The sequence below is a fragment of the Hymenobacter properus genome, assembly GCF_015694735.1.
Lineage (GTDB): Bacteria > Bacteroidota > Bacteroidia > Cytophagales > Hymenobacteraceae > Hymenobacter > Hymenobacter properus.
Map to the genome: position 1 here is coordinate 142,813 of NZ_JADQDP010000005.1, position 23,866 is coordinate 166,678.

Annotated in this window: 21 protein-coding genes; 9 read left to right on the forward strand and 12 right to left on the reverse strand. The window is 60.5% G+C overall.

Annotated features, from left to right (window positions below; translation table 11 throughout):
* Window positions 1–105: 105 nt before the first annotated feature.
* Window positions 106–486 (forward strand): SPW repeat domain-containing protein, encoded by a 381-nt coding sequence (locus I2I01_RS20290; protein ID WP_196288347.1) that lies wholly within the window; start codon window positions 106–108, stop codon window positions 484–486.
* A gap of 110 nt (window positions 487–596) precedes the next feature.
* Here I2I01_RS20290 and I2I01_RS20295 read toward each other — a convergent pair whose 3' ends face one another.
* From I2I01_RS20295 to I2I01_RS20320, 6 genes are all read right to left on the reverse strand, one after another.
* On the reverse strand, window positions 597–1,421 hold the full coding sequence (locus I2I01_RS20295; protein WP_211538067.1) for a helix-turn-helix domain-containing protein: 825 nt from the start codon (window positions 1,419–1,421) through the stop codon (window positions 597–599).
* Between the two features lie 23 nt (window positions 1,422–1,444).
* The gene (locus tag I2I01_RS20300) at window positions 1,445–2,344 is read right to left on the reverse strand and encodes an oxidoreductase (protein WP_196288348.1); all 900 of its coding nucleotides are present in this window, start codon (window positions 2,342–2,344) and stop codon (window positions 1,445–1,447) included.
* A 182-nt stretch (window positions 2,345–2,526) separates the two neighbouring features.
* Entirely contained in the window at window positions 2,527–2,943 is a 417-nt protein-coding gene (locus tag I2I01_RS20305) for a pyridoxamine 5'-phosphate oxidase family protein (RefSeq protein WP_196288349.1), read from the reverse strand.
* Window positions 2,944–3,149: 206 nt separating this feature from the next.
* The gene (locus tag I2I01_RS20310) at window positions 3,150–3,860 is read right to left on the reverse strand and encodes a pirin family protein (RefSeq protein WP_196288350.1); all 711 of its coding nucleotides are present in this window, start codon (window positions 3,858–3,860) and stop codon (window positions 3,150–3,152) included.
* Window positions 3,857–4,441, reverse strand: coding sequence for a nitroreductase family protein (locus tag I2I01_RS20315; RefSeq protein WP_196288351.1), 585 nt, complete (start codon window positions 4,439–4,441; stop codon window positions 3,857–3,859). The genes I2I01_RS20310 and I2I01_RS20315 overlap by 4 nt, the downstream gene beginning before the upstream one ends.
* Before the next feature lie 180 nt (window positions 4,442–4,621).
* On the reverse strand, window positions 4,622–5,338 hold the full coding sequence (locus tag I2I01_RS20320) for a pirin family protein (protein WP_196288352.1): 717 nt from the start codon (window positions 5,336–5,338) through the stop codon (window positions 4,622–4,624).
* A 166-nt stretch (window positions 5,339–5,504) separates the two neighbouring features.
* Here I2I01_RS20320 and I2I01_RS20325 point away from each other — a divergent pair, with 166 nt between their 5' ends.
* Window positions 5,505–6,161 carry an HAD family hydrolase gene (locus I2I01_RS20325; RefSeq protein WP_196288353.1) on the forward strand — a complete coding sequence of 219 codons (657 nt, stop codon included), beginning with the start codon at window positions 5,505–5,507 and terminating at the stop codon, window positions 6,159–6,161.
* Window positions 6,162–6,205: 44 nt separating this feature from the next.
* Here I2I01_RS20325 and I2I01_RS20330 read toward each other — a convergent pair whose 3' ends face one another.
* A complete protein-coding gene (locus I2I01_RS20330) occupies window positions 6,206–7,069 on the reverse strand; it encodes a DUF4846 domain-containing protein (RefSeq protein ID WP_196288354.1) in 864 nt (287 codons plus the stop codon).
* A 61-nt stretch (window positions 7,070–7,130) separates the two neighbouring features.
* Window positions 7,131–9,638: a type I DNA topoisomerase gene (gene topA / locus I2I01_RS20335; protein WP_196288355.1), complete on the reverse strand. Its 2,508-nt coding sequence runs from the start codon at window positions 9,636–9,638 to the stop codon at window positions 7,131–7,133.
* A gap of 279 nt (window positions 9,639–9,917) precedes the next feature.
* On the opposite strand from topA, the gene I2I01_RS20340 reads away from it, so the two are divergent.
* The 7 genes from I2I01_RS20340 (at window position 9,918) to I2I01_RS20370 (ending at window position 19,424) form a co-directional block, all read left to right on the forward strand.
* A complete protein-coding gene (locus tag I2I01_RS20340) occupies window positions 9,918–14,339 on the forward strand; it encodes a methyl-accepting chemotaxis protein (RefSeq protein WP_211538068.1) in 4,422 nt (1,473 codons plus the stop codon).
* A gap of 38 nt (window positions 14,340–14,377) precedes the next feature.
* Window positions 14,378–14,905 (forward strand): chemotaxis protein CheW, encoded by a 528-nt coding sequence (locus I2I01_RS20345; RefSeq protein WP_196288356.1) that lies wholly within the window; start codon window positions 14,378–14,380, stop codon window positions 14,903–14,905.
* Between the two features lie 62 nt (window positions 14,906–14,967).
* A complete protein-coding gene (locus I2I01_RS20350) occupies window positions 14,968–15,369 on the forward strand; it encodes a response regulator (protein ID WP_211538069.1) in 402 nt (133 codons plus the stop codon).
* Window positions 15,370–15,474: 105 nt separating this feature from the next.
* The gene (locus I2I01_RS20355; RefSeq protein ID WP_196288357.1) at window positions 15,475–17,115 is read left to right on the forward strand and encodes a chemotaxis protein CheA; all 1,641 of its coding nucleotides are present in this window, start codon (window positions 15,475–15,477) and stop codon (window positions 17,113–17,115) included.
* 55 nt (window positions 17,116–17,170) lie between these two features.
* Window positions 17,171–17,803 carry a chemotaxis protein CheC gene (locus I2I01_RS20360; RefSeq protein WP_211538070.1) on the forward strand — a complete coding sequence of 211 codons (633 nt, stop codon included), beginning with the start codon at window positions 17,171–17,173 and terminating at the stop codon, window positions 17,801–17,803.
* Window positions 17,804–17,958: 155 nt separating this feature from the next.
* The gene (locus tag I2I01_RS20365; protein WP_196288358.1) at window positions 17,959–19,056 is read left to right on the forward strand and encodes an agmatinase family protein; all 1,098 of its coding nucleotides are present in this window, start codon (window positions 17,959–17,961) and stop codon (window positions 19,054–19,056) included.
* A gap of 29 nt (window positions 19,057–19,085) precedes the next feature.
* Window positions 19,086–19,424: a phage holin family protein gene (locus I2I01_RS20370; RefSeq protein ID WP_196288359.1), complete on the forward strand. Its 339-nt coding sequence runs from the start codon at window positions 19,086–19,088 to the stop codon at window positions 19,422–19,424.
* 91 nt (window positions 19,425–19,515) lie between these two features.
* Here the strand turns inward: I2I01_RS20370 and I2I01_RS20375 are convergent, their stop codons facing one another.
* The 4 genes from I2I01_RS20375 to I2I01_RS20390 form a co-directional block, all read right to left on the reverse strand.
* Window positions 19,516–20,292 carry a DUF4349 domain-containing protein gene (locus I2I01_RS20375; protein WP_196288360.1) on the reverse strand — a complete coding sequence of 259 codons (777 nt, stop codon included), beginning with the start codon at window positions 20,290–20,292 and terminating at the stop codon, window positions 19,516–19,518.
* A gap of 233 nt (window positions 20,293–20,525) precedes the next feature.
* Window positions 20,526–21,398, reverse strand: coding sequence for a DUF4349 domain-containing protein (locus I2I01_RS20380; protein WP_196288361.1), 873 nt, complete (start codon window positions 21,396–21,398; stop codon window positions 20,526–20,528).
* A 151-nt stretch (window positions 21,399–21,549) separates the two neighbouring features.
* Window positions 21,550–22,854 carry a UDP-N-acetylglucosamine 1-carboxyvinyltransferase gene (murA, locus tag I2I01_RS20385; RefSeq protein ID WP_196288362.1) on the reverse strand — a complete coding sequence of 435 codons (1,305 nt, stop codon included), beginning with the start codon at window positions 22,852–22,854 and terminating at the stop codon, window positions 21,550–21,552.
* A gap of 145 nt (window positions 22,855–22,999) precedes the next feature.
* Entirely contained in the window at window positions 23,000–23,707 is a 708-nt protein-coding gene (locus I2I01_RS20390; protein ID WP_196288363.1) for a DUF4290 domain-containing protein, read from the reverse strand.
* Between the last annotated feature and the right edge of the window lie 159 nt (window positions 23,708–23,866).

Genomic DNA, 23,866 nt, shown 5'->3' on the forward strand with positions numbered 1-23,866 from the left:
GCCGCTGCTGACTAAGCTGGGCCATATCCTTTGCCATCGGGCTGCCGTTAGCCTCTCACTGATTCACGTTCCTTTTCCTTTCCACTTTTCTATTGTTTTCTTATAATGAGCAAGCCTATTTCCCGCCAGATGCATGGCGTCCTCGACTATTCAGCCGCCCCTTTGGTGGCCGCTGCGCCCGCCCTCATTGGCTTTGCCGACAACAAAAAAGCCAGCGTGCTGAGCTATGTGCTGGGCAGCGGCATTCTGGCCCTCACGGCCTGCACCCGCGCCGAGTGGGGCCTGGTGAAATCGGTGCCCTTCAAAACCCACCTCGCCCTCGATGTAGTGACGGCCCTCACCAGCCTGAGCGCGCCGTGGCTGTTTGGCTTCTCGAAGAACAAAAAGGCTCGCAATACCTTCCTGGCCATTGGGGCCACGCTGCTGACCACCGGCCTGCTTTCGGAGCCAGAAGAAATGCCCAAATACCGCGAACTGGGCGAGTAATTTATTTAAAAAAATAAAAAAAGGCCTTTCCACCGCAGCGGAAAGGCCTTTTTTGTTGAGCAACAAACCGATTGCACCAGCGTAAGTCGGTAGCTGCCTGAGAGGGGCAGTCAGATGCGGGACGGCGCCACGCCGTACATTTTTTTGAAGGCGAAGGAAAAGTGCGACAGGTCTTCGAAGCCCACTTCGAGGTAGGCCTCAGAGGGGGCTTTGCCTTTTTCCTTGATTAGAAAATGCGCTTCCTGCAAGCGGCGCTGCTGCAGCCAGCGGCTGGGCGAAAGCTGAAATATCTTCTCGAAATCCCGCTTGAAGGTGGCGAGGCTGCGGCCGGTGAGGTAGGCGAAGCGGGGCAGCTGCACATTGAAATGAAAGTTGCGGTGCATGAAGGCTTCGAGGTCGATTTTGCCAGGGGCGGCAAAGTCGAACAGCACATCCTGCAATTCGGGCCGGGTTTTGAGTAGGAGCAGGAGGGCTTCGCGCACTTTGAGGGTTATCAGGGCTTCATTGCCGGGCTCAGCCAGCTGCTCGTAGGGCTGCAGAGAATCGAAATAGCTTTGGAAAAGGGGCGTAGTTGGCAGCTCCACGATGGCGGGGCCAGCGGCCGGGGGATGCGGCGGAGCCTGGTAGCCGTGTTCGATACTGAAGCTGCGCAGCGTGTCCTGGTCGAGGGCAATGGAAAGGGTTTTGAACTCGCCGTTTTCGGGTGGCTGCTTGTTGAACTTCAGCAAATGGTTGCGCTTGGTCAGGCGCAGGTCGCCGGGCCGAAACACCTGCTCCCGGGTCCCGTCGTAGGTGGTGAGCGTGCCGGCCAGCTGGTAGCTGAGCACATGCTCGGGGATGAACTGCTCACCTTCCCGGCTCCGGCTGTGGTAGCAGGAGTAGAGGATGGGCGGGCGGGGCGAGATGTTGGGCATGGGCACTTTCGAGCGAAACACGGAATATAAGGTCCCGCGCCGCGCTACTCCGCGGCTTGCTGGTTTTGGGGCTTCACCTGGTAGAGCTTACCCACTTCGGTAGCGAAGAAGTTTTCGGCCTCGTCGTGGTCGGTGGAGAGGGTGACGGGCAGCCACTGCTCAAACTCGGCCCGGCGGTCGGCATCGGCTTGGCGGAGGAAGGCGGCGGCCTCGCTGCCCAGCACCAGGTGCACCGGCGGGTGGGGGTGCTGCACGAGGTCAATCATTGCCTGCGCGGCTTTGGCCGGGTCGCCCAGGGGCACGAAGTTGCCGCTGGCGAAATACTCGGCGCGCTGATTCACGAGTTCGTAGCCGTCGATGGTGGGGGCGTAAGCCATGGAGGCGCCGGCCCAGTCGGTGCGGAAGCCGCCGGGCTCCACCGCCGTCACGCGGATGCCCAGCGAAGCCACTTCCTTGGCCAGGGCCTCGCTGAAGCCGCTCAGCCCAAACTTGGCAGCCTGGTAGATGCTCACGCCGGCGTTGCCCACACGCCCGCCAATGGAGCTGATTTGCAGGATGTGGCCACTGCCCTGCCGGCGCAAATAAGGCAGCACGGCGCGCGTGACGGCAATGGGGGCGTATAGATTGGTTTCGAGCTGGCTGCGTACCTGCTCCTCGGTGTAGGCCTCAGCCGCGCCGGTGATGCCGAAGCCGGCGTTGTTCACCACCACGTCGAGGCGGCCGAAATGAGCCACGGCGGCGGCCACGGCCGCCGCAATCTGAGCGTGGTCGGTTACGTCGAGGGCCAGGGGTAGCACTTGGCTGCCGTATTGGGCCACGAGGTCGGCCAGCTGCTCGGGGCGGCGGGCAGTAGCGGCCACGCGGCCACCCTGGGCCAGCACGGCTTCGGTGAGGCTGCGGCCCAGGCCGCGGGAGCTACCGGTGATAAACCAAACGTTGTTCATGAGTTCTTATGATTAAAGTTCATGACAAAGGTCCTGCTCACAAAGAGCAGGCGCTTTGTTGAAAAGCTCATGTTTGGTTTGTTGAAAAGCTCAAGCCCTGGCCAAGGCAACAACAAAAAAGCCCACTGCCGGAGCAGCGGGCCTAGGATAAATGGCGGGCGAAACCACGCGGACGGGGGCAGCTAGAGCACCAGCTCGCCCTCTTCATCGCCGTGCCAGAACTTGATGCGCTTGGCCTGCACCCGCACCAGCACGATACCGGGCGTGTCGATGCCGTCCTTGAACCAGCGTTTCAGCTCGGGCAGCCAGTGCTTTTCGAGGGTAGCGCGCTGGCGGATAAGGGTGGCGTTGCCCACCACGGATACGAAGAGGTAGTCGGGGCCGTGAAAGCCCAAGCTGACGTGCGGGTTCTCGGCGATGTCGCGCACGGTGCGCGAGCCCTCGTAGGTGAAGTAGTAGGAGTTGCCGTCGTATTCCACGTCGCCGTTGTTGCTCATGGGGCGGGTGCTGAGCTGGCCCCGGCTGGTGTGTGTGGAGAGCAGGGTGATGTCGAGCTTCGCCATCTTGGCGGCGACGGCTTTGAGTGTGGTTTCGGCCATGATAAGGAAGGAAAGGATGAGCTTGGCGTACGTGTGGTGGGCGGTAGTAGTTTATCAGAAGAGGGAAATGCAAAACGCGCCGCTGCTCCTGTTACCGGAGCAGCGGCGCGTTTGGGTTGGTAAAATGTAGCGCGAACATTTTAGTCCGCGCCACGGAACGTTGGATTGACGGCATGTAGCGCGGATTACAAAGTCCGCGCTACATGCTAATGGTTAATGGGGCACTCAATCAACAAAAACCGTGAACCGACAGCGGCTTCGATGCTCACGCTGTCCGTGTCCCAGATGCCGAGGCTGTCGCGCTCTTGCACTGCCTGCCCAGCCACCGTCACCGAGCCGCTGATGACGAACAGAAACAGCAACTTGTTCAGCGGCTTGAAGGTGTAATCCACGGTTTGGGCGTCGGGGTAGTAGCCGAGCGAGAGCTTGGCATTCTGGTTAATCCAGCAGTGCGCAGTGCCTTCCTCGTTGCTCACGATGGTGGTGAGTTGGTTGGCGCGCTGGGCTTCGGGGAAGTAGCGGCGCTGGTAGCGCGGGCCGATGTTCTGAAGCTTGGGCTCAATCCAGATTTGCAGGAAGTTCACGTCGGTGTCGCCCACGTTGTGCTCCTCGTGGCGCAGGCCGCTGCCGGCGCTCATGATTTGCACCCAGTCCTGGTGCACCACTTCGGTGTAGCCCAGGGTGTCTTTGTGGTTCATGCTGCCGGCCAGCATCACTGAGATGATTTCCATGTTGGCGTGCCCGTGAATGCCGAAGCCGCCGCCGGGCTGCACCACGTCGTCATTAAAGGTGCGGAGCAGGCCGAAGCCGCTGCGCTCCGGGTCGGCATACGGGCCGAAGCTGAGCGAGAGGTTGCTTTTCAGCCAACCGATGTCCTTGAGGCCACGGTCGGCGGCGCGGGTGAGGCGGGTTTTCATTGCGCAGCGGGCAGCTCGTTCTGGAACACAAACTCGGCCAGCGGCTTGCGGCTGCGGGCGGCTTTCTCGCGGCTCAGGAAAGGCTCTTCCAGTTGCTCAGCCTCGCCGAGGTAGCCCAGCGCCATCACCACCACCGGTGTGAGAGAATCGGGCAGGTTGAATTCGCGGCGGGTCTTCTCGCGGTCGAAGCCGCCCATGAGGTGGCCGTAGAGGCCCAGCGCTGTGGCTTCGAGCATGAGGTTGGCGTTGGCGGCGCCCAGGTCGTGCAGGGCCGCGCCGTTGGGGGTGCCGTCGGGGTTGGTGGTCCGGGCCAGGGCAATGATGAGTACGGGGGCATTTTTGGCCCAGGGCTGGTTGCCGGGCACGAGGCAATCCACAATCTTCTGGAAAGCTTCGGTGTCCGCCTTATGCGCGTAGATGTACTGCCAGGGCTGCAGGTTCATGGCGCTGAAGGCCCAGGAGGCGGCCTCAAACACGTGGTTCAGCTTGTCCGGCTCCACGGGCTGGGCCGAGAAGGAGCGTGGGCTCCAACGGTTGCGGATGAGCTCGTGAACGGGGTAGGTGGTGGTGGCGGGTTTCATTCTTTGGGTATTTGGTATTGGGTAGTCAGTAGTCGGATTTGGTTGGGGGCGTCTGTCATCCTGAGCGCAGCGAAGGACCTCCTCACGTCAGGCTAACGTGCGAAGGTCCTTCGCTGCGCTCAGGATGACAGACGTTACATCTGATTACTGACTACCCAATACCGACTACTGTCATAAAAGTTAAAACTCCATGGGTACTTCCATCAGCAACAACTCGGCGTTGCTGTCGGCGCTGATTTCCAGCTTATCGGTTTCCCAGATGCCGAAGCCGTCGCGACGGTGCAGGGCCTGGCCGTTGATGGTTACATCGCCTTCCAACACGAAAGCGTAAACCCCGTTGCCAGCTTTTTTCAGGTCGTAGTCAGTGCGGAAGCCCTTATCGAGGTTGCCGATGTGGAACCAGGCGTCCTGATGAATGTGGGGGTTAGTACCGTCGCCTTCGGGCGACACCACTTGCAGCAGCTGGTTGTGGCGGGCCTCCGGGGCGAAGGTTTCCTGGCCATAGTTGGGCTTGATGCCGCGCGACTTCGGGAACACCCAGATTTGCAGGAATTTCACTTCCTGATTGGCATTGTGGTTTTTCTCGGAGTGGGCCACGCCGGTGCCGGCGCTCATCACCTGCACGTCGTGCTGGCGGATGACCGTTTTATTACCCATCGAGTCCTGGTGCTCCAAGTCGCCCGAGAGCGGGATGGAAATGATTTCCATGTTGTCGTGCGGGTGGCGGCCGAAGCCCATGCCACCGGCCACGGTGTCGTCGTTGAGCACGCGCAGGGCGCCGAAGTGCACGCGGCTCTGGTTTTGGTAGCCGGCGAAGCTAAAGGTGTGGTAAGAATTGAGCCAGCCGTGATTGGCGTGGCCGCGGGTGTTGGCGGGGTGCAGAATGGTGCGGGCCATGATGGGGCGTTTGTTTAGGGTGTTAACGGTACAAATGTATGTACATTTAATGTTGATACATCATTTGTTGAAAAAAAGTTTTATCACTTTCATTTTTCGCTGCAGGCGTATGGCAGCCATCGGCCAGCCGGTACCTTTGCCCGACTCTATTTCCCGCTTTGTCTGCATGATTCGTACGGTCATCTTCGACATGGATGGTGTCATTATCGACACCGAGCCCATTCACCACCATGCCTTTTTTACTGAGTTTGCCGAACTGGGCATCCCGGTCACGGAGGCCGAGTACGCCACCTTCCTGGGCAAGTCGACGCGCAACGTATTTCAGCACCTGAAGGAGAAATACCACCTGGCTCAAGACGTAGAAGCCATGGTGAACCGCAAGCGCGAGCTATTCAACAAGTCATTCGACGAAGACGCTGGCCTCGACCTGCTGCCCGGCGTGCGCACCCTCATCGAAGACCTCCGCCGTCACAACGTGCTGTTGGTGGTGGCCTCCTCGGCCTCGAAGGCCACCATCGCCCGGGTGTTCGACCGCTTCCAACTGCGGCCTTACTTCGCCCACATTGTCAGCGGCGAGGACTTTGCCGAATCCAAGCCCCACCCCGCCATCTTCCTGCGAGCCGCCGAACTGGCCGAAACCCCCGTAGCCGAGTGCATCGTCATTGAGGACGCCGCCAACGGCATTGCGGCGGCCAAGGCGGCCGGCATCTATTGCATCGCCTACGCTAGTCCCCATTCGCAGAGCCAGGACCTGCACCAGGCCGACCGCGTGATTCAGGATTTTGCAGAGCTGAACGCGGCGAGTATTCAGTCCATCGGCTGAACGAGGTAGGGGCGGGGCAGGCTCAGTTGGGCGCGGCTCCGTTGTTACAGCTCAAACCGCTTCAGCTCATCGCGGCCAAACACCCATTCCGGCGTATCGACTTGCGTCTCAGCTGGCCCCGGCACGGCAAACCACGCGCCCAAAGCCGGCGCGTCCACGTTGCGCAACACGTGAATGTTCTGGGCCGGCATATAGCTTTGGGCCAGCAGCAGGTATCGCTGGTGCGTAGTGGGATTTTCAGCCACATCCACCACCAGCACCGCGTGCCCGGGCGCACCACCGTGGACGAGCACATCGCCCGGTTGCACCTGCGGCAGCGGCACCGCGCGCAGCTCGCGGCTCAGTGACTTGGTGCCCGCATAGCCAAAAGTGGGCAGCAGGTAGCGGCCCAGCGCTGCATGCGTGGGGGCCTCAGCAGGCCGGGTAGCGGGCAGCACTTCCTCATTTACCACCCGAAACGTGCGGCCCGCCACAAAATCCGAAAACCAGAAATCGTAGCCCGTGGTGAGGTGGAAATGTACCTTGTTGGGGTCGCGGCTGAACACGTATTCGGCCCGCAGGCGAATCACAGCGTCGGCGCACTGCTGCAAGTCCTGAGTTCCCACGTCGATGTCGGCCACGGCGGCCACCACATCCTGCCGGTTTTTCAGGCCACCATTGTAAAGCCGGGCTTTTGTCCCCGCAGGTTTAAGAGGCAAGTAGCGCAGCCACTCTCCCCAACTTCCCGCTGCCACCGGCAACCGCTGGCAGCCGGCCGGTGTTGCAAACCGCGCCGCCAGGGTCTGGCTGGCGGGGCCAGGCTGCGCTTGCCAGGCATAGACTAAGCCGGCCGGCCGTTGCGGCACTGGGCTCGGATTATTGAAGCTGCAAAAGGTGGCACTCAGCCATAAAAAAGAAAGGCGGCGCATGGTATTGGGCAAAAGAAAAGCCCGCGAGGGGCGGGCTTTTCATAACGTTATATGAAGCTTTTTATTTTGCTTTCGCCGCAGGCTTTTTCGCGGCGGTTTTTGCAGCCGGCTTCTTAGCCGCAGCTTTGGTTGTGGCTTTTTTCGCAGCGGGCTTCTTAGCCGTGGCGGCTTTGGCGGCCTTTTTGGTAGGCGCGTCAGCGTCCTTTTCCTCAGCGGTCGGCGCGGCTTTCTTGCCGAAGCGGCCTCCTTTGGCGGGCTTATCGGGCGTGGCGTCGGCCAATTCGATGCAGCGCTCCAGGGTCAGCTCCGTGGGCACTTCGCCCTTGGGAATCTTCACGTTCTTCTTGCCCGCCACGATGTAAGGCCCGAAGCGGCCGTTCAGCACCTGAATGTCGGGGTTTTCGGGGAACGACTTGATGAGGCGTTCGGCATCGGCTTTGCGTTTGCCCTCAATTAAGGCCACCGCTTCTTCGGCGGTGATGGTGTGCGGGTCCTGTTCTTTGGTGAGGGAGTAAAATTTGCTGTCGTGGCGGATGTAAGGCCCAAAGCGGCCGAGGTTGGCCGTCATGTCTTTGTCCTCGAACTGGCCCACGATGCGCGGCAGCTTGAACAAGTCCAGCGCATCTTCCAGCGTGATGCTCTCAATGAACTGACCCTTGCGCAGGTTGGCGTAGGCGGGCTTCACGTTGGGGTCCGTGGTATCGCCCAGAGCCACATAGGGGCCGTATTTACCCAGGCGGGCTGTGATTTTCTCGCCCGTTTCGGGGTGCACGCCTAGCTCGCGCGCGCCGCTCACGGTGCTGCGCTCGATGTCCTGCCCGGCCTCCACCGTTGCGTGGAACTTGTCGTAGAAGCCGGTCAGCATCTGCGTCCAGTTCTCGTGGCCGTTGGCAATCTGGTCGAACTCGTCTTCCACCTTGGCCGTGAACTGGTAGTCAATCACCGTGGGGAAGTGGGCCACCAGAAAGTCATTCACCACCATGGCCGTATCCGTCGGGAACAGCTTGGCTTTTTCGGCGCCGTAGTTCTCGGTCTTTACCTCAGTTTTCACCTGGTCGCCGTCCAGCGTCAGCACGTTGAACTTGCGCTCCTTACCCTCGCGGGTGTCCTTCTCCACGTAGCCGCGCTTCTGCACCGTGCTGATGGTGGGCGCGTAGGTCGAAGGCCGGCCAATGCCCATTTCCTCCAGCTTTTTCACCAGCGACGCCTCGGTGTAGCGCGGCGGCGGCGACGAAAACCGCTCGGTGGCGCTCAGGCGCTGCAAGGGCAGCACCTGTCCCACGCTCAACGGCGGCAGCCCGCGCGAGAAGCTCGATTCGCCATCTTTGCTTTCTTCCTCGTCCTCGTCGTCCTTGCTTTCAGCATAAACTTTCAGGAAGCCCTCGAAGGTGATGACTTCGCCGGTAGCCGTGAACGTGGTGCCCGGCTGCGTGCTGATGCCAATAACGGCTGTGGTGCGTTCAATCACGGCCTCCGCCATCTGTGAGGCCATGGCCCGCTTGCGAATAAGGTCGTACAGCCGCTGCTCCGACGCATCCGAGCCTGCTTTCACCGCCCCAAAATCGGTGGGCCGTATGGCTTCGTGGGCTTCCTGGGCCGAAGCCGATTTGGTTTTAAAATTGCGCTGCTGATGGTATTCGGCCCCGTAAGCCGCCGTGATGGCCGCCTGCGCGCCCGCCTGGGCTTCCTGCGAGAGGTTCACCGAGTCCGTCCGCATGTAGCTGATTTTACCGGCCTCGTACAGCTTCTGGGCAACGCTCATGGTCTGAGCCACCGAGTAGCCCAGCTTGCGCGAAGCTTCCTGCTGCAAAGTAGAGGTGGTGAAGGGCGCGGCGGGGCTGCGCTTGCCGGGCTTTTTATCAAGGCTTTCAATGCTATACGTCGCGCCCACGCAACGGCCCAGAAACGCCTCGGCATCCTCGCGCGTCTTGAAGCGAGTGGGCAGTTCAGCCTCCAGCACGGCGCCCCGGCCGGCGTCGAATCGGGCCACCACGCGGTAGGCGCTGGCGCTCAAAAACTGGCTGATTTCGCGCTCCCGCTCCACCACCAGCCGCACGGCCACGCTTTGCACGCGGCCGGCGCTAAGGCCCGGCTTTACTTTTTTCCAGAGCACGGGGCTCAGCTCGAAGCCCACGAGGCGGTCGAGCACGCGGCGGGCCTGCTGGGCGTTCACCAAGTCCTGGTTCACCTCGCGCGGGTTGGCGATGGCGCCTAGGATGGCCGGCTTGGTGATTTCGCGAAACACGATGCGCTTGGTTTTGGCGCCGGGTAGGTTCAGCGTTTCGGCCAGGTGCCACGAAATGGCTTCGCCCTCGCGGTCATCGTCACTCGCCAACCACACCATTTCGGCTTCCTTGGCGAGTTTTTTCAGCTGCGCGATGAGCTCGCGCTTATCGGCCGAAACTACGTAGGTAGGCTTGAAACCATTGGCAATGTCGATGGCGTTGTTGTCTTTGGGCAGGTCGCGGACGTGCCCATAGCTCGAGCGCACCACAAAATCCTGGCCGAGGTAGCCCTCGATGGTTTTGGCTTTGGCGGGCGACTCGACGATTACTAAATTCTTGACCATGTGGGCGGAGGAAGGGGGCGAGGGGCCGGAGTGGGTGAGTTGGGAATGTAACGGCCGGCAGCAGCGAAATGTTAAATTGGCCGCAAAGATGTCGGAATATTCCCAGCCAATGCGCAGCGAGCAATAATCCGGCCGCATCTGGGTCGATTTAACATCGCCACCCAACGGCTGAGTTCATTGCCCGAAAGGCCAAAATCTGTCTTTGTTTATTGCCGCCGCCCGCACGTACCTTCGCCTCCCGTTTGTCCTCCTTCCCCCTTCGACTGATACCTATACTATATGGCTTCCCCCAAGTCCTCGCAATCTAAGCCACGCCGCAACCCCGAAGTGGAGGCTCCGGACGCTGACACCGGTGGCAAGCCGGACGCCGGCGCCGTGTCGGCTCTCGACGTGGTGCGCACCCCTAACGACCTGACGCGCAAAAAAGGCGGCTCGCGTGGCTCCGTCGATACCCAGGACCCCGGCTACGTCAACGACCAGCTGAACCGGGTGCTCTACGCCCTCGACGCCTTCAAGAAGGGCGACGTGTCGGTGCGCCTCACCAAGCAGAACGACGACATCTTCGCCGAAATCGCCGAGGCCTACAACTCGATGGTGGACATGATTGCCGGCGTGGGCGGCGAGGTGTCGCGCATCTCGAAAGTGGCCGGTGTGGAGGGCAACCTGAAAGCCCGCGCCTCATCTGAAGGTGCCGCCGGCTTCTGGCGCGACATGGTGAACAACATCAACGGCCTCGTCGACAGCATTGCCGTACCGGTACTCGAAGTGGGCAAGGTGTTGAAAAACATCAGCCGCGGCAACCTCGACGAAAGCTTCCAGATTCCGGTGTCGGGCGACTTCAAGTTGATGGCTGAAACCATCAACAAGACGATTGACAACCTGAACATCTTCGCCGGCGAGGTAACCCGCGTGGCCCAGGAAGTGGGCACCGAGGGCAAACTCGGCGGCCAGGCCAGTGTGCCGAACGTAGGCGGTATCTGGAAAGACCTGACCGACAACGTGAACAACATGGCCTCGAACCTCACCGTGCAGGTTCGAGACATTGCCAACGTAGCCACGGCCGTAGCAAAAGGTGACCTTTCGCAGAAAATCACGGTAGACGTTAAGGGTGAGTTCCTGCAGCTGAAGCAGAACCTGAACCAGATGGTGGACTCACTGAACCTATTCGCTGGCGAGGTAACCCGCGTGGCCCAGGAAGTAGGCACGGAGGGTAAACTCGGCGGCCAAGCCAGCGTGCCGAACGTGGCCGGTGTGTGGAAGGACCTGACCGACAACGTGAACAACATGGCCAGCAACCTGACTTCTCAGGTGCGGGACATTGCCAACGTGGCCACGGCCGTAGCTAAAGGCGACTTGAGCCAAAAGGTAACGGTAGACGTGAAAGGCGAGCTGCTCCAACTGAAGCAGAACCTGAACCAAATGGTGGACTCGCTGAACCTGTTTGCTGGCGAAGTAACCCGCGTGGCCCAGGAAGTGGGCACGGAAGGCCGCCTCGGTGGTCAGGCCGTGGTACCGAATGTGGCCGGCGTGTGGAAGGATTTGACCGACAACGTAAACTACATGGCTAGTAACCTTACCAGCCAGGTACGTGACATTGCCAACGTGGCAACCGCCGTAGCAAAAGGTGACCTGACCCAGACGGTGACCGTTGATGTAAAAGGGGAGTTCCTGCAGCTGAAGCAGAACCTGAACCAGATGGTGGCCTCGCTGAACCTGTTTGCTGGCGAAGTAACCCGCGTGGCCCAAGAAGTAGGAACGGAGGGTAAACTCGGCGGCCAGGCCTCTGTACCGAATGTGGCCGGTGTGTGGAAAGCCCTCACCGACAACGTAAATGACATGGCCGCGGCACTCACCTCGCAGGTGCGCGACATTGCCAACGTGGCAACCGCCGTAGCCCGCGGCGACTTGAGCCAGAAGATGACGGTGAACGTGAAGGGCGAAATCCTGGAGCTGAAGAACATCCTTAACCAGATGGTGGACTCGCTCAACATCTTCGGCGACGAAGTAACCCGCGTGGCCCGCGAAGTGGGTACGGAAGGCAAACTCGGCGGCCAAGCCGTTGTGCCCCGCGTAGGTGGCACCTGGAAAGAGCTGACGGACAACGTAAACACGATGGCCAGCAACCTCACCTCGCAGGTGCGGGACATTGCCAACGTGGCAACGGCCGTATCGAAAGGTGACCTTTCGCAGAAGATTACGGTAGACGTAAAAGGCGAACTGCTCGACCTGAAGGACAACCTGAACCAGATGGTGGACTCGCTCAACATCTTCGCCGGCGAGGTAACCCGCGTGGCGCGTGAAGTGGGCACCGAAGGGATTCTGGGCGGCCAAGCCAATGTGCCGAAGGTATCGGGTACTTGGAAAGACCTGACCGACAACGTGAACACGATGGCCTCGAACCTGACCTCGCAGATGCGCGACATTGCCAACGTGGCAACGGCCGTAGCAAAAGGCGACTTGAGCCAGAAAATTACTGTAAATGTGCGTGGTGAGCTGCTCCAGTTGAAGGAAAACCTCAACGAAATGGTGGACTCGCTGAACACCTTCGGTGACGAAGTAACCCGCGTGGCCCGCGAAGTAGGTACCGAAGGAAAGCTCGGCGGCCAAGCCAAAGTGCCTAACGTGCGCGGCACCTGGAAAGACCTGACGGACAACGTAAACACGATGGCCAGCAACCTCACCTCGCAGGTGCGGGACATTGCCAACGTAGCAACAGCCGTATCGCGCGGCGACTTGTCCCAGAAAGTATCGGTAAACGTCAACGGCGAGCTGCTCGACCTGAAGGACAACCTGAACCGAATGGTAGACTCGCTCAACATCTTCGCCGGCGAGGTTACCCGCGTGGCCCAGGAAGTGGGCACCGAGGGTAAGCTCGGCGGCCAGGCTTCCGTGCCCGGCGTAGCCGGCGTGTGGAAGGACCTGACCGACAACGTAAACTACATGGCTTCCAACCTCACCACGCAGGTGCGGGGCCTGGTGAAGGTAGTAACCGCCGTATCGAAAGGTGACTTGACCCAGAAGCTGACGCTGCAAGCCAAAGGCGAAGTGGCCGACCTGGCCGACACCATCAACAGCATGGTGGACGACCTTAACCGCCTTGCCTCGGAAGTTAGCCGCGTGGCCAAAGTGGCCGGGGTAGAGGGCAAGCTTACCGAGCGCGCGACAGTAGGTGGCGTGTCAGGCTCGTGGAAAGAACTGGTAGACACGCTCAACCAACTCATCGAAAGCATCGCCTCGCCGGTGCTCGAAGTGAGCCGCGTGGTGCGTGCCATCTCGGAAGGCGACCTGACTCAGCGCGTGGAAGTGCCTACCACCGGCGACATCCTCGCCATGGCTAACGCGCTTAACCTAGCAGTAGACAACCTGAACGAGCTGCTTGGCGAAATCAACGATTCGTCGCAGGTAGTAGGAACTTCCTCGGAAGAAATGGCCGGCAAAGGCCAGGAAATGAGCCGGGTAACCGTCGACGTGGCCCTGGCCATGCAGCAGATGGCTGAAGGCGCTCAGAACCAGGCTTTGAAAACCGACCAGGCCTTTAAGCTGATTGAAGAAATCATGCAGGCCACCAAGGAAACGGCCAACAAAGCCGACGTGGTGAACAAATCGGCTATCCTGGGTGAGCAAACCTCGCAGCTTGGTCTGAAAACGGTGGCCGAAGTGGTGAAAAACATGGAAGAAATATCCAGCGCCGCTTCGCAGACTTCGCGCACCATCGAAGTACTGAGCACCCGTTCGGGTGAAATCAGCAAGTCGCTGGGCGTAATTACCGACATCGCCTCGCAAACCAACCTGCTGGCTCTGAACGCCGCCATCGAAGCCGCCCGCGCCGGGGAAGCCGGCCGTGGTTTCGCCGTGGTAGCCGAAGAAATCCGCAAGCTGGCCGAAGGCTCCCGCAAGTCGGCCAACGAAATTGCCACGCTGGTGGAAGACGTGAAAAAAGATACGTCGTCGGCCGCTGCCGCTATTTCGACCATGGAAAACCGAGTACTCAAGGGCAAGAACGCCACGTTCGAAGCCAGCTCGGCCTTTAAAAACATTGCCACCAGCTCCGGCGAAACCCTCCGCACCTCGCGCGACATCCTCACGGCCACCGAGGTACAGAAAACTTCGATTGGCGACGTGGTGAAATATGTGGAAGAAGTGGTAGCCATTGCCGAGCAGACGGCTACCGGCACGCAGCAGGTAGCCGGCACCGCCAAGCAGCTCTCCACGGCCATGCAAGAGCTCACCACCAGTTCGCAGCGCCTCACCGACATTGCCGACGACCTGCAGGCCGGCCTCGAAACATTCCAGCTCAGCTCCTACAGCTACGAGCCGGAGCCCGAGCCGCTGCCTGTACGCCGTCCGGTGGCCCGCGACGCCTACCGCAGCCCCGCCTACGCGGCTCCGCAAAACGGTGCGGCTGCACGGCGCAGCCAACCTGCCGCAGCAGCTTCGGCTGAAACCAATGGCCGGCAAAATGGCGCGGCCCGGCGGGCTACCCGTCCGGAAGCGGAAACGGTGACGGAAGAAACGCCGGGCCGCCGGGCTCCGCGCCCCACGCGGGCGGCCGATGCCCCGGCACCCAGCCCGGCGCCGGCACCCCGGCGCCAAGCCCGCGCCAGCGCCAAGCCCGCGGCCGATGAGTCGAAAGCCAGCCAGACTAATGGCAACGGCCAGGCCGCTAAGGCCAACGCTCCGAAGGCGAAAGCCAAGAAATAGTTTTCAATCCACCCGCATAGCTTCTTTGTTTCTATCGCATGGCCGAGATTGAACTAGCCGCCACCCCCAAAACCGAGCGCGCCAAACCCGCTGAGCTGGTCCAGCTTATCGTGTTTCGCCTCGGCGATGAGGATTATGGCATCCGCATCGAGCAGGTGAAGGAGGTGACCGTGACGCCCGAGGTGGCGCGCATGCCCAAAACGCCGCCCTTTATTAAAGGCATCGCCAACCTGCGCGGCGACATCATCGCCATTCTGGATTTGGAGGAGCGGTTCCGGCTGCGGCCGGCCGGCCGGCCCATTCCCGAGCGCAGCTACACGGTGGCCGTGGAAGCGGCCGATTACACCCTGGGCCTGATGGTCCGCGAAGTGCCCCGGCCCTTCACGCTGCCGCTGAGCCAGATTGAGCCGGCGCCGGAGTTCGTGCAGGACGCCGGCACCCGCGACAAGTACCTCGAAGGCATTGCCAAGCTGCCGGAGGGCGGCATCATCATTGTGCTCGACATGCGCAAGCTGCTCACGCCGAGCGAAGTGCTGCGTTTGCCGGGCAAAGGGGCATCTTCATAAGCCCTAGCCCGTACTAAGCCTGCCGGGCTACGCCAGCTCGGCGGTTCTCCCGTATTATTCTCATGTCTCCCAATTCCATGAACAAGCGCATTCTCATCGTCGACGACTCCTTCTACATGCGCACGATGCTCAAAAACATGCTCACCGACGCCGGTTATGAGGTGGTTGGCGAAGCTGCTAACGGGGCACAGGCCTTGGAAATGGCTGCCTCAACCACGCCCGACCTCATCACTCTCGACGTGATTCTGCCCGACAACACCGGCCTGGACGTGCTCAAAAACCTGCGTCAGATTCAACCCGCTGCCAAAGTGGTGATGTGCAGCGCCGTAGGGCAGGAAGTAATTGTAAACGAAGCCATCGAAAACGGCGCCCTGGCTTATATCGTGAAGCCCTTCTCCGAAGAGAAAGTATTGGAAATCGTAGGGTCGGCGTTGCAAAACAACGATTCTGAACAATCTGCCTAAGGTGTTGTCACGCTGCTTCGTCGTTCCTTGCCAGCCTGCCCGAAACGGCGGGTGGTGCGCGCGCGCCGGAGCGTGTAGCCCTTCACCCTTTATTCTACCCGGCCAATGAAAACGCGCGACCAGGAGTACCGGGAGCTGTTTATGGCCGAAGCGCTGGAGTATTACGACTCCATGAGCCGGCACCTGAGCGAGTTGGAACGCAATCCCGACGCTGTCCCGGCCCTCAATGAGCTGTTCCGGCTCATGCACAACCTCAAGGCCAACGCTCGCGCCATGGGCTTTAATGACCTGGGCGAGGTGGCGCACCACCTCGAAACGTTGTTTGGCCTGATTCGGGACCAGCAGCGCACGTTCAGCGGCCCGCTCACCAAAGTGGTGTTTGCCGGCGTGGATGCGCTGGGCAACATGATTCGGGCAGTAGGAGCGGGGCAACCCTTGCCCGATGCCACCGCGCTGCTCGACAACCTCGACCGCCTGGTGCGGGGCGAGGAGCCCGTGTTGGAAGCCGAAGAAGCTCCTGAATCTGAAGAGGAGGCCAATAAGAAGATGGAGCTGTCGGACCTGGTGTACATCCAGGTGAAGAAGCTCGACAACCTACTGAACCTGGTGGGCGAATTGGTCATCGACCGCGACCGGATAATGACCCTGGCCCAGGAGCTGGACAATCCCGCTTTGCTGGCTACCGCCCAGCACCTGTTCCGCATTTCCGACGACTTGCAGTACAGCGTGATGGACGCCCGCCTCGTAGGCGTGGGCGTGCTGCTGAACAAGTTCCCGCGCGTGGTGCGCGACGTGGCCTCGGCCGAGCACAAGGAAGTGGAACTGACGCTGAGCGGGCAGGACGTGCAGATTGACCGTAACATTCTGCAAATCATCACCGACGCCCTGCTGCACTTGGTGCGTAACGCCGTCAGCCACGGCCTCGAAACCACTGAGCAACGCCTGAAAGCCGGCAAGCCGGCTGTGGGGCAGCTCACCCTTTCGGCCCTGACCGAGCGCGACGACGTGCTCATTCAGGTGCGCGACGACGGCCGGGGCATCGACACCGAAGCCGTGCGCCGCAAAGCTATCGACCGGGGTCTGGTGAGCGCCAGCACTGCCGCTACTCTGAATGAAAAGGCCGTGTGGGCCTTCCTTTTCGAGCCCGGCTTCTCGATGGCCCAGCAGGTGACCGATATTTCGGGCCGCGGCGTGGGCCTCGACGTGGTGAAGCTAGCCCTCGATTCGTTGGGCGGGCAACTGCGAGTTGAATCCGAATTAGGCGTGGGCACCACGTTTACGTTGGTGCTGCCCACTTCCATTGCCGTGAAAGGCGCTTTGCTGGTGGAAGTGGAGGAGCGGCCCTACGCCGTGCCCCTGCTGCACACCGACACGGTGCTTTCGCTGCACCCAGGCCAGATTTCGGTCGTGGGCGGGGTGCTGGTAACTTATTTCCAGGAGCAGACGGTGCCGCTCGTGCCCTTGCGCCTGCTTTTGTACGACGAAGGCGACGGGCCCCTGCCCCTGGCCACCCGCGACGACATCTCCGGCCCCCAACAGGTGCTGGTGGTGAACTACAACAACCGCCGCCTGGGCTTGGTGGTCGACCGGTTTATCCGGCAGCAAAACATTGTCATCAAGCCTCTTAGCAAACCTCTGGATACCATTGACCTGTTTGGGGGCGTGACCCTGTTGGGCAGTGGGCAAGTGTGCCTCGTGCTCGACGTGCCCGCCCTGACCCGCTTGTTCTTGAACAAACGCCCCTAATTTTTCTTTTACTCACCCAGTCCTCGCAGCTGCACTTCCCCCTTTCTTCACCGCTATGGATTTATCGATGACAGATTTAGAGCGAGATATAATCCGCGAGATTTTGAACATCGGCCTTGCCCGGGCGGCCGATTCGTTCGCCGTCATTGCCCAGGAGCGCGTGCTGTTGGAGGTGCCGAACATCGACCTGCTGATGAGCGACGACATCATGCGCAAGGTGCGGGAGTACCAGGCGAAGCACGTAGCCATTCAGTCCGACATCCGCGGCGATTTCAACGGCACCACCCTGATGTTCTTCTCTGGGCAGCACATCCAGCGTCTGTCGCGGGTGTGCCTGCGCATGCAAATCCCCGAGTCGTTGGAAGTGAACGAGCTGCAGGAGTCGCTGCTGCTGGAAATCAGCAACATCATCACCGGTGCTTTAGTCACGCAGCTAGCGAACATTCTGAAAGCCAACATCTACGGCGCACCGCCCATGGCTCCCAAAGGTGACATTGCCGCTGCCATGCAGACCTTGCTGCCTCAGCAGCAACTGCAGCCGCTGATTTTCTCGGTGATTACACAGTTCTCCGACAAAGACAACATGGTGGAATTGCCGCTCATGCTGTTCTTCGACCGGGTCACGTTTGCGAAGATTCTGGAAATCATCCGCAGCTACGATTTCCTGGGTAGCCAGATGTCGGCGTAAAAACGCTATTCAAGCTTTGTAGAACGTCATGCTGAGCGAAGTCGAAGCATCTCTACCGCGACAGTAATTCATTTGCTATAGCGGTAGAGATGCTTCGACTTCGCTCAGCATGACGTTCTTTTTGTCATTTCAATTTTACTCCAATTACCCATTCCATGTCTAAATCTTCTGATGCGGCCTTAGCCAAGAAAATAGCTTCCTTCGACCCCAACGCGCCAGGCGATTCGGCCGGCGGCCTGTTTGGCCTGCCCTTCACGCCCGAAGAAGCCCAGGTGGTGGTGGTGCCCGTGCCGTGGGAAGTGACGGTGAGCTACCGGGCCGGCACTGCCGAAGGCCCGGCCGCCATCCACGAGGCCTCGCTGCAAGTCGACCTCTACGACCCGGACTTGCCCGACGCCTGGAAGCTGGGCCTAGCTATGGAGGAAGCCGACGAAACCATCGCCGAAACCAGCCGCCAGCTACGCCCGCAAGCTGCCGACTACATCGGTTGGCTGGAAGACGGCGAGCCCGAAGCCGACCAGCCGAAGATGAGCGGCGTGCCCGCCCAGGTTACGGCCGAAGGGGACAAGATGCTGCAGTGGCTGAAGGAAAAAACCGGCGCCCTGCTCGATGAGGGCAAGGGCGTGGTGGTGTTGGGCGGCGACCACAGCACGCCGCTGGGCTACCTACACGCCCTGGCCGAGCGCCACGAGGAGTTCGCCATTCTGCAATTCGACGCCCACTGCGACCTGCGCCCGGCTTATGAGGGCTTCAAGTACTCGCACGCCAGCATCATGTACAATGCGCTGGAACTGCCACAGGTGAAGAAACTGGTGCAGGTTGGCATTCGTGATTACTGCCAGCAGGAAGCAGAGTTTATCGATACTTCGCACGGACGGGTGGCGCTGTTTGGGCAGCGGTTCATCAGCGACGAGAAGTATGCCAAGAAGTCGTGGAAGAAGATTTGCGGCAAAATCATCGCCCAGCTACCCAAGAAGGTGTACATCAGCTTCGACATCGACGGCCTCGACCCCAAGCTGTGCCCCGGCACCGGCACGCCCGTGCCCGGCGGTCTGGAGTATGAAGAAGCCACGTACCTGCTGCGTGCCATCGTGCGCGAAGGCATCGAAATCATCGGCTGCGACCTGAACGAAGTGGCACCCGGCGACACCGAGTGGAACGCCATTGTGGGCGCGCGCCTGCTCTACCAACTTTGCAACTGGATGGCCGTATCGCAAGGACGGCTGACGGCGCGCGGCGTCGCAGCTGAGTAAGCTTTTCTCACTTCAACCTCCTTGTTTCCATGCTTGGTTTTATTCTCAAATTCGTTCTCACGGCGGGCCTGGTCTACGGCCTGAGCATGGTGATGCCGGGCGTGGCGCTGGGCGGCTTCAGCAGCGCACTGATTCTGGTGCTGGTGCTGGGCCTGCTCAATGCCGTGGTGAAGCCCATTCTTAAAATTCTGGGCTTTCCCATCACGGTGCTCACGCTGGGCCTGTTTTTGCTGGTCATCAACGTCATCATCGTGAAGCTGGCCGATTTCCTCATGAGCAGCTTCAGCGTCGACGGTTTTATCAACGCCCTGCTGTTTAGTCTGGCACTTTCGGTGGTGAATGCCATTGTTGACTTGGTGGTTGACTAACCAACTGCGTTTCACAAACAACCGGCCCCGTTGGCGGCCCTGACTAAATGCGGTCGGGGTTGCCAACGGGGCCGGTTGTTTATGAAGGGTACTAGGCCATTCTGCGTCGCCACCGCCGCACGCCCACCCAGGCAGCGGCCCCCAGCAAGAGCAATGGCCAGATGCTAACCAGCCCAATGAGCAAGCCGGTCAGCAGCGTCCAGCCTCCGTAAAATGAATCGACCAGCCGGCTGGCAAACGACACCACCGGCGCATCGTGCACGGGCTGGGCAATGGGCTGGTAGCAAACGAGCGAAACGGTGGAGTAAGCTACCTCATCGTTCAGGGTTTTGAGACGACTCTCGGTGCTTTCAATCTCCTCGCGCACCTCGCCAATCTTCTCTTCAATTTCCAGGATTTCGCTGATTTTGCGAGCCCGGGCCAGCAGGTCAACATAACGCTTTTCAACGGTGCGTTTGGTGGCGAGGCGGGCGGCTACGTCGGCGTGCTGGGCCGTCACGTCGTCGGTGGTCAGCTTCTTTTCCTCCACGGTGCCCAGGCCGCTAAGAGCAGCCAGCAGGGGCTGGAAGCGGCTGGGCACTACCCGGATAGTCATGGCCTGACGCCATTCGCCTTCCTCCCGCACTTCGGTGGCGGCGCTTAGGTAGCCGCCGTTGCGGCGCACCAAGCTGTCGAGGCTGGCGCTGGCACGCCGGACGTTGGCCACTTTCAGGCGCAGGTCAGCATGGTAAATGAGCAGCCGGGCCGGCGCTGCGGTGCTAAGCGCAGGTTGTGGCGTCGCCTTGGTACCGGCGACCGGCGTTAAATCGGCCGTTGGACCTGCTTCGGCGTTTGCATCCGGTGAACCCACCGGGGGCGGAGGCGCCATAAGCGCATCGGGTTGAATCACCAATGCGGCGGGCTCCTTGTGCGCTTGGCTGCAACTGCCCAGCAGAACCGTGAGCCCAAGAATGATTCCGAAATAACGCTTCATAATGGCTGAATTTGAAGGTGAAGTTGGGAATGAGACCGGCGCAGGTTTGCGGCTAACGCGTCATTAGCGTAAGCTGATATATCCAGTGTAAAGAATTGGCCACGGAAGACCGCGCTTGCGGTCCCGGCCTAAGCCGGCAACTGCGAACGGCGGTGCCACCAGCGCAGCCCGGCCACGGCAGCGCCTGCCAGCAGCACCAGCGGCCATAGGTTGGTGAGCCAAACCAGCACGCTAAGCACCACCGACCAGCCCCGATTGAACGACTCCAAAAACTGCGGTGCAAACGCTGGCAAGGGCTCACTCGGCTCGGGCGATGGCAGGAGCTGGTAGTAGTGCAGTGCCAGCGTGGCCCACGCCCGTTGCGCGCCGAATGCCTGCAGCCGAGCCTGTGCTGCAGTCGCATTGGCTTGGGCCTGACGGGCTTGCTCCAGTAGGTGCTGCACCTGTTTGGCGTCGGTAGTTTTTGTGAGTAGCTGCTGGTATTTGGCCTGGGCCGTTTGTTGGTCAGCCAGGGTGGTGCTGGCAGCCAAGATATCGGCCGTGACATCGGCCGACGCCACGTCTTTGTTCTCGACGCGGCCCAGCTTGCCCAGGGCTGCCACTAAAGGCGCAAAGTGCGCGGGCGGCACCTTGATGGTCATTTGCTGGTGCGGGCGGCCGTCGTGCCGCGTCTCGTGGGCATCATTCAGGTAGGCGCCGTGTGCGTTGAGCAGGCTGTCGATGCCAGTGCTGGCGCGCTCGAAATTGTTGACGGCTAGTTCCATTTTGCCCTCATACACTACCGTGCGGGCCGGTGCTGCCGGGCTGGGCAAAGCCGCGGCGCCGGAGGAAGCAGCAGCTAAGACGTTAGTTCCCTGCGTCGTGGCCGGGCCTGCTGCCGGCTCATTTTGTTGTTGAGAGGCGACGGTTTGCGGGCCGGTTTCCACCTGCTCATCTTTTGCCGATTGGGCGCAACCTACCAAGCCGAGTCCAAGAAGGACCGGAAAAATCAGATTTTTCATCGGAAGATTTAGGGGAAAGCTGAAAGTGAAAACGAACAGCTGCGCGGCTGACTCTTTATCCAGCTTTCGCATCGGGGTAACCCATCGATAAAAAAACAGCCCGACCTGTGCGGGCCGGGCTGTTACACTCAAGTTTGATGGAGCTTTTGAATTACAGGCGCTTAATGTCAGCCCCCAGTGCGTTCAAACGTTGGTCAATAAACTGGTAGCCGCGGTCAATTTGCTCCACATTGAGGATGGTGCTCTTGCCTTCGGCACTCAGCGCAGCGATGAGCAGGGCCACGCCGGCCCGGATGTCGGGCGACGTCATGGTGATGCCATGCAACTGCTTCTGCTGGTCGAGCCCGATAACGGTGGCGCGGTGCGGGTCGCAGAGAATAATTTGCGCGCCCATGTCGATGAGCTTGTCCACGAAGAACAGGCGCGACTCGAACATCTTCTGGTGAATGAGCACCGTGCCCTTGGCCTGGCAAGCTACTACCAACACAATGCTCAGCAAATCAGGCGTGAAGCCCGGCCAAGTATGGTCTGACACGGTGAGGATGGAGCCGTCGAGGTAGGTGGCAATTTCGTAGTGCTTCTGGGCCGGTATGTGGATGTCATCGCCGCGGAATTCCATCTGGATGCCCAGCTTGCGGAAGGTGTCCGGGATGAGGCCCAATTCCAGAATCTGGCAGTCCTTAATGGTGATTTCGGAGCCTGTCATGGCCGCCAGGCCAATAAAGGAGCCGATTTCAATCATGTCGGGCAGCATGCGGTGCTCAGTGCCGCCAAGGCGCTCCACGCCTTGAATGGTGAGCAGGTTGGAGCCGATGCCCTGAATATTGGCGCCCATACGCACCAGCATGCGGCACAGCTGCTGCAAGTAGGGCTCGCAGGCTGCGTTGTAGATGGTGGTGGTGCCCTCGGCCAGCACGGCAGCCATCAGGATGTTGGCCGTGCCCGTCACGGAAGCTTCGTCCAATAGCATGTGGGTGCCGGTCAGCTTGCCGTCTACCTTGATGCGGTAGAAATCGGTGCCTTCGAGCGTGAGCTTGCCGCCCAGCTTTTCGAGGCCCAGAAAGTGCGTGTCCATGGGCCGTCGGCCGATTTTGTCGCCGCCCGGCTTGGGCAGCTGGCAGCGGCCATAGCGCCCCAGCATGGGCCCGAGTATCATCACCGAGCCGCGCAAAGCACCGGCCTGGGCCACGAACTCGGGCGTGTCGAGGTAGTCGAGGTTGACGTTTTCAGCCTGGAAAATATAGGTGTCGGTGGCCAGCTTACCCACTTTCACGCCCATGTCGCGCAGCAGCTCAATAAGCTTGTTGACGTCGCGGATGTCGGGGATGTTGCTGATGGTAACGGGCTCGGACGTGAGCAATACCGCGCAAAGAATCTGGAGAGCTTCGTTTTTAGCGCCCTGGGGCGTGATTTCGCCGCGCAATTGCTTGCCGCCGCGTACTTCAAATGCTGCCATGTAGGAGGTGTTTAAAAGTCAGGTGTTCAGATAATCAGAACGTCATGCTGAGCGCAGCCGAAGCAACTCTACTGCTGAAGTAAATAATTACTGCTGCGGTAGAGATGCTTCGGCTGCGCTCAGCATGACGTTCTAAAAAAGTAAGTTACTGGGGCGGCTGTTGCGGCTCCTGGCTACGGCCCTTCTTGCGCTTCTTGCCGTTTTTGCCCCCGAAGTTGTTACCGCCCCGGCCATCGCGCCGGTCGCGCGGCTGCGAGGGCTGCGGCACAATGAAGGCCGGCGTGCGGCCGGGCGCCATCTCAAACAGGTTTTCGGCATCCACCACGGCCGGGTCGAGCCGCAGCTGCCCGCCCGACAGCTCGCTCAGGTGCCGCAAGATGGTCACGTCCTTGGCGTTTTCCTTGTTATGCTGGCGGTACAGAAATTTCATGGTGCGGCCAATCTGCACCGTGGCCTGCTCGCGCTCGGCGGCGTCTTCCAGCGTCAGGGCTTTGGCAATCAGGGCCTCGATGCCCGCGCCGTAGGCCCGCAGCCGGGGCGCGGTGCGCGGGTAGGGTACTCGGGCGGGCTTTTCGGTGCGCACAGTGAGGCTGCGCAGCGGCACAGGTGCGTCGAGGGCCACTTCTTCGCCGGCCATGGCGTGCAGGTGGTTCCAGAGGCGGGTTTGCACCTCGGGCAAGTCGCGCAGCGCGGGCTGCAGGCGCAGCATGAGCTGCACAATCTGGCTGGCGCGCTTGGTGCGCTCGGCCAAATCTTCCACATCCTTCAGGCTCTGGATGAGCTGGTAGGTGCTTTGCCCATATTCGCGCACCAGCAGTTGCAGGTGGAAGGGCAGGTTGGTAATATCAGTCATAAGAAACAATAGGGGAGGCCGCCGGGGCAGCGCTCCGGCCAAAGATACGGCCTAGGGTTGAGGCAGGACGTAACGTTCTAACGCGTTAGGCTCAATGCTGCCAAGCATTTTTGTGTGCTGAAACAAGTCGTTCGTCATCCTGAGCGTCGCGAAGGAGCT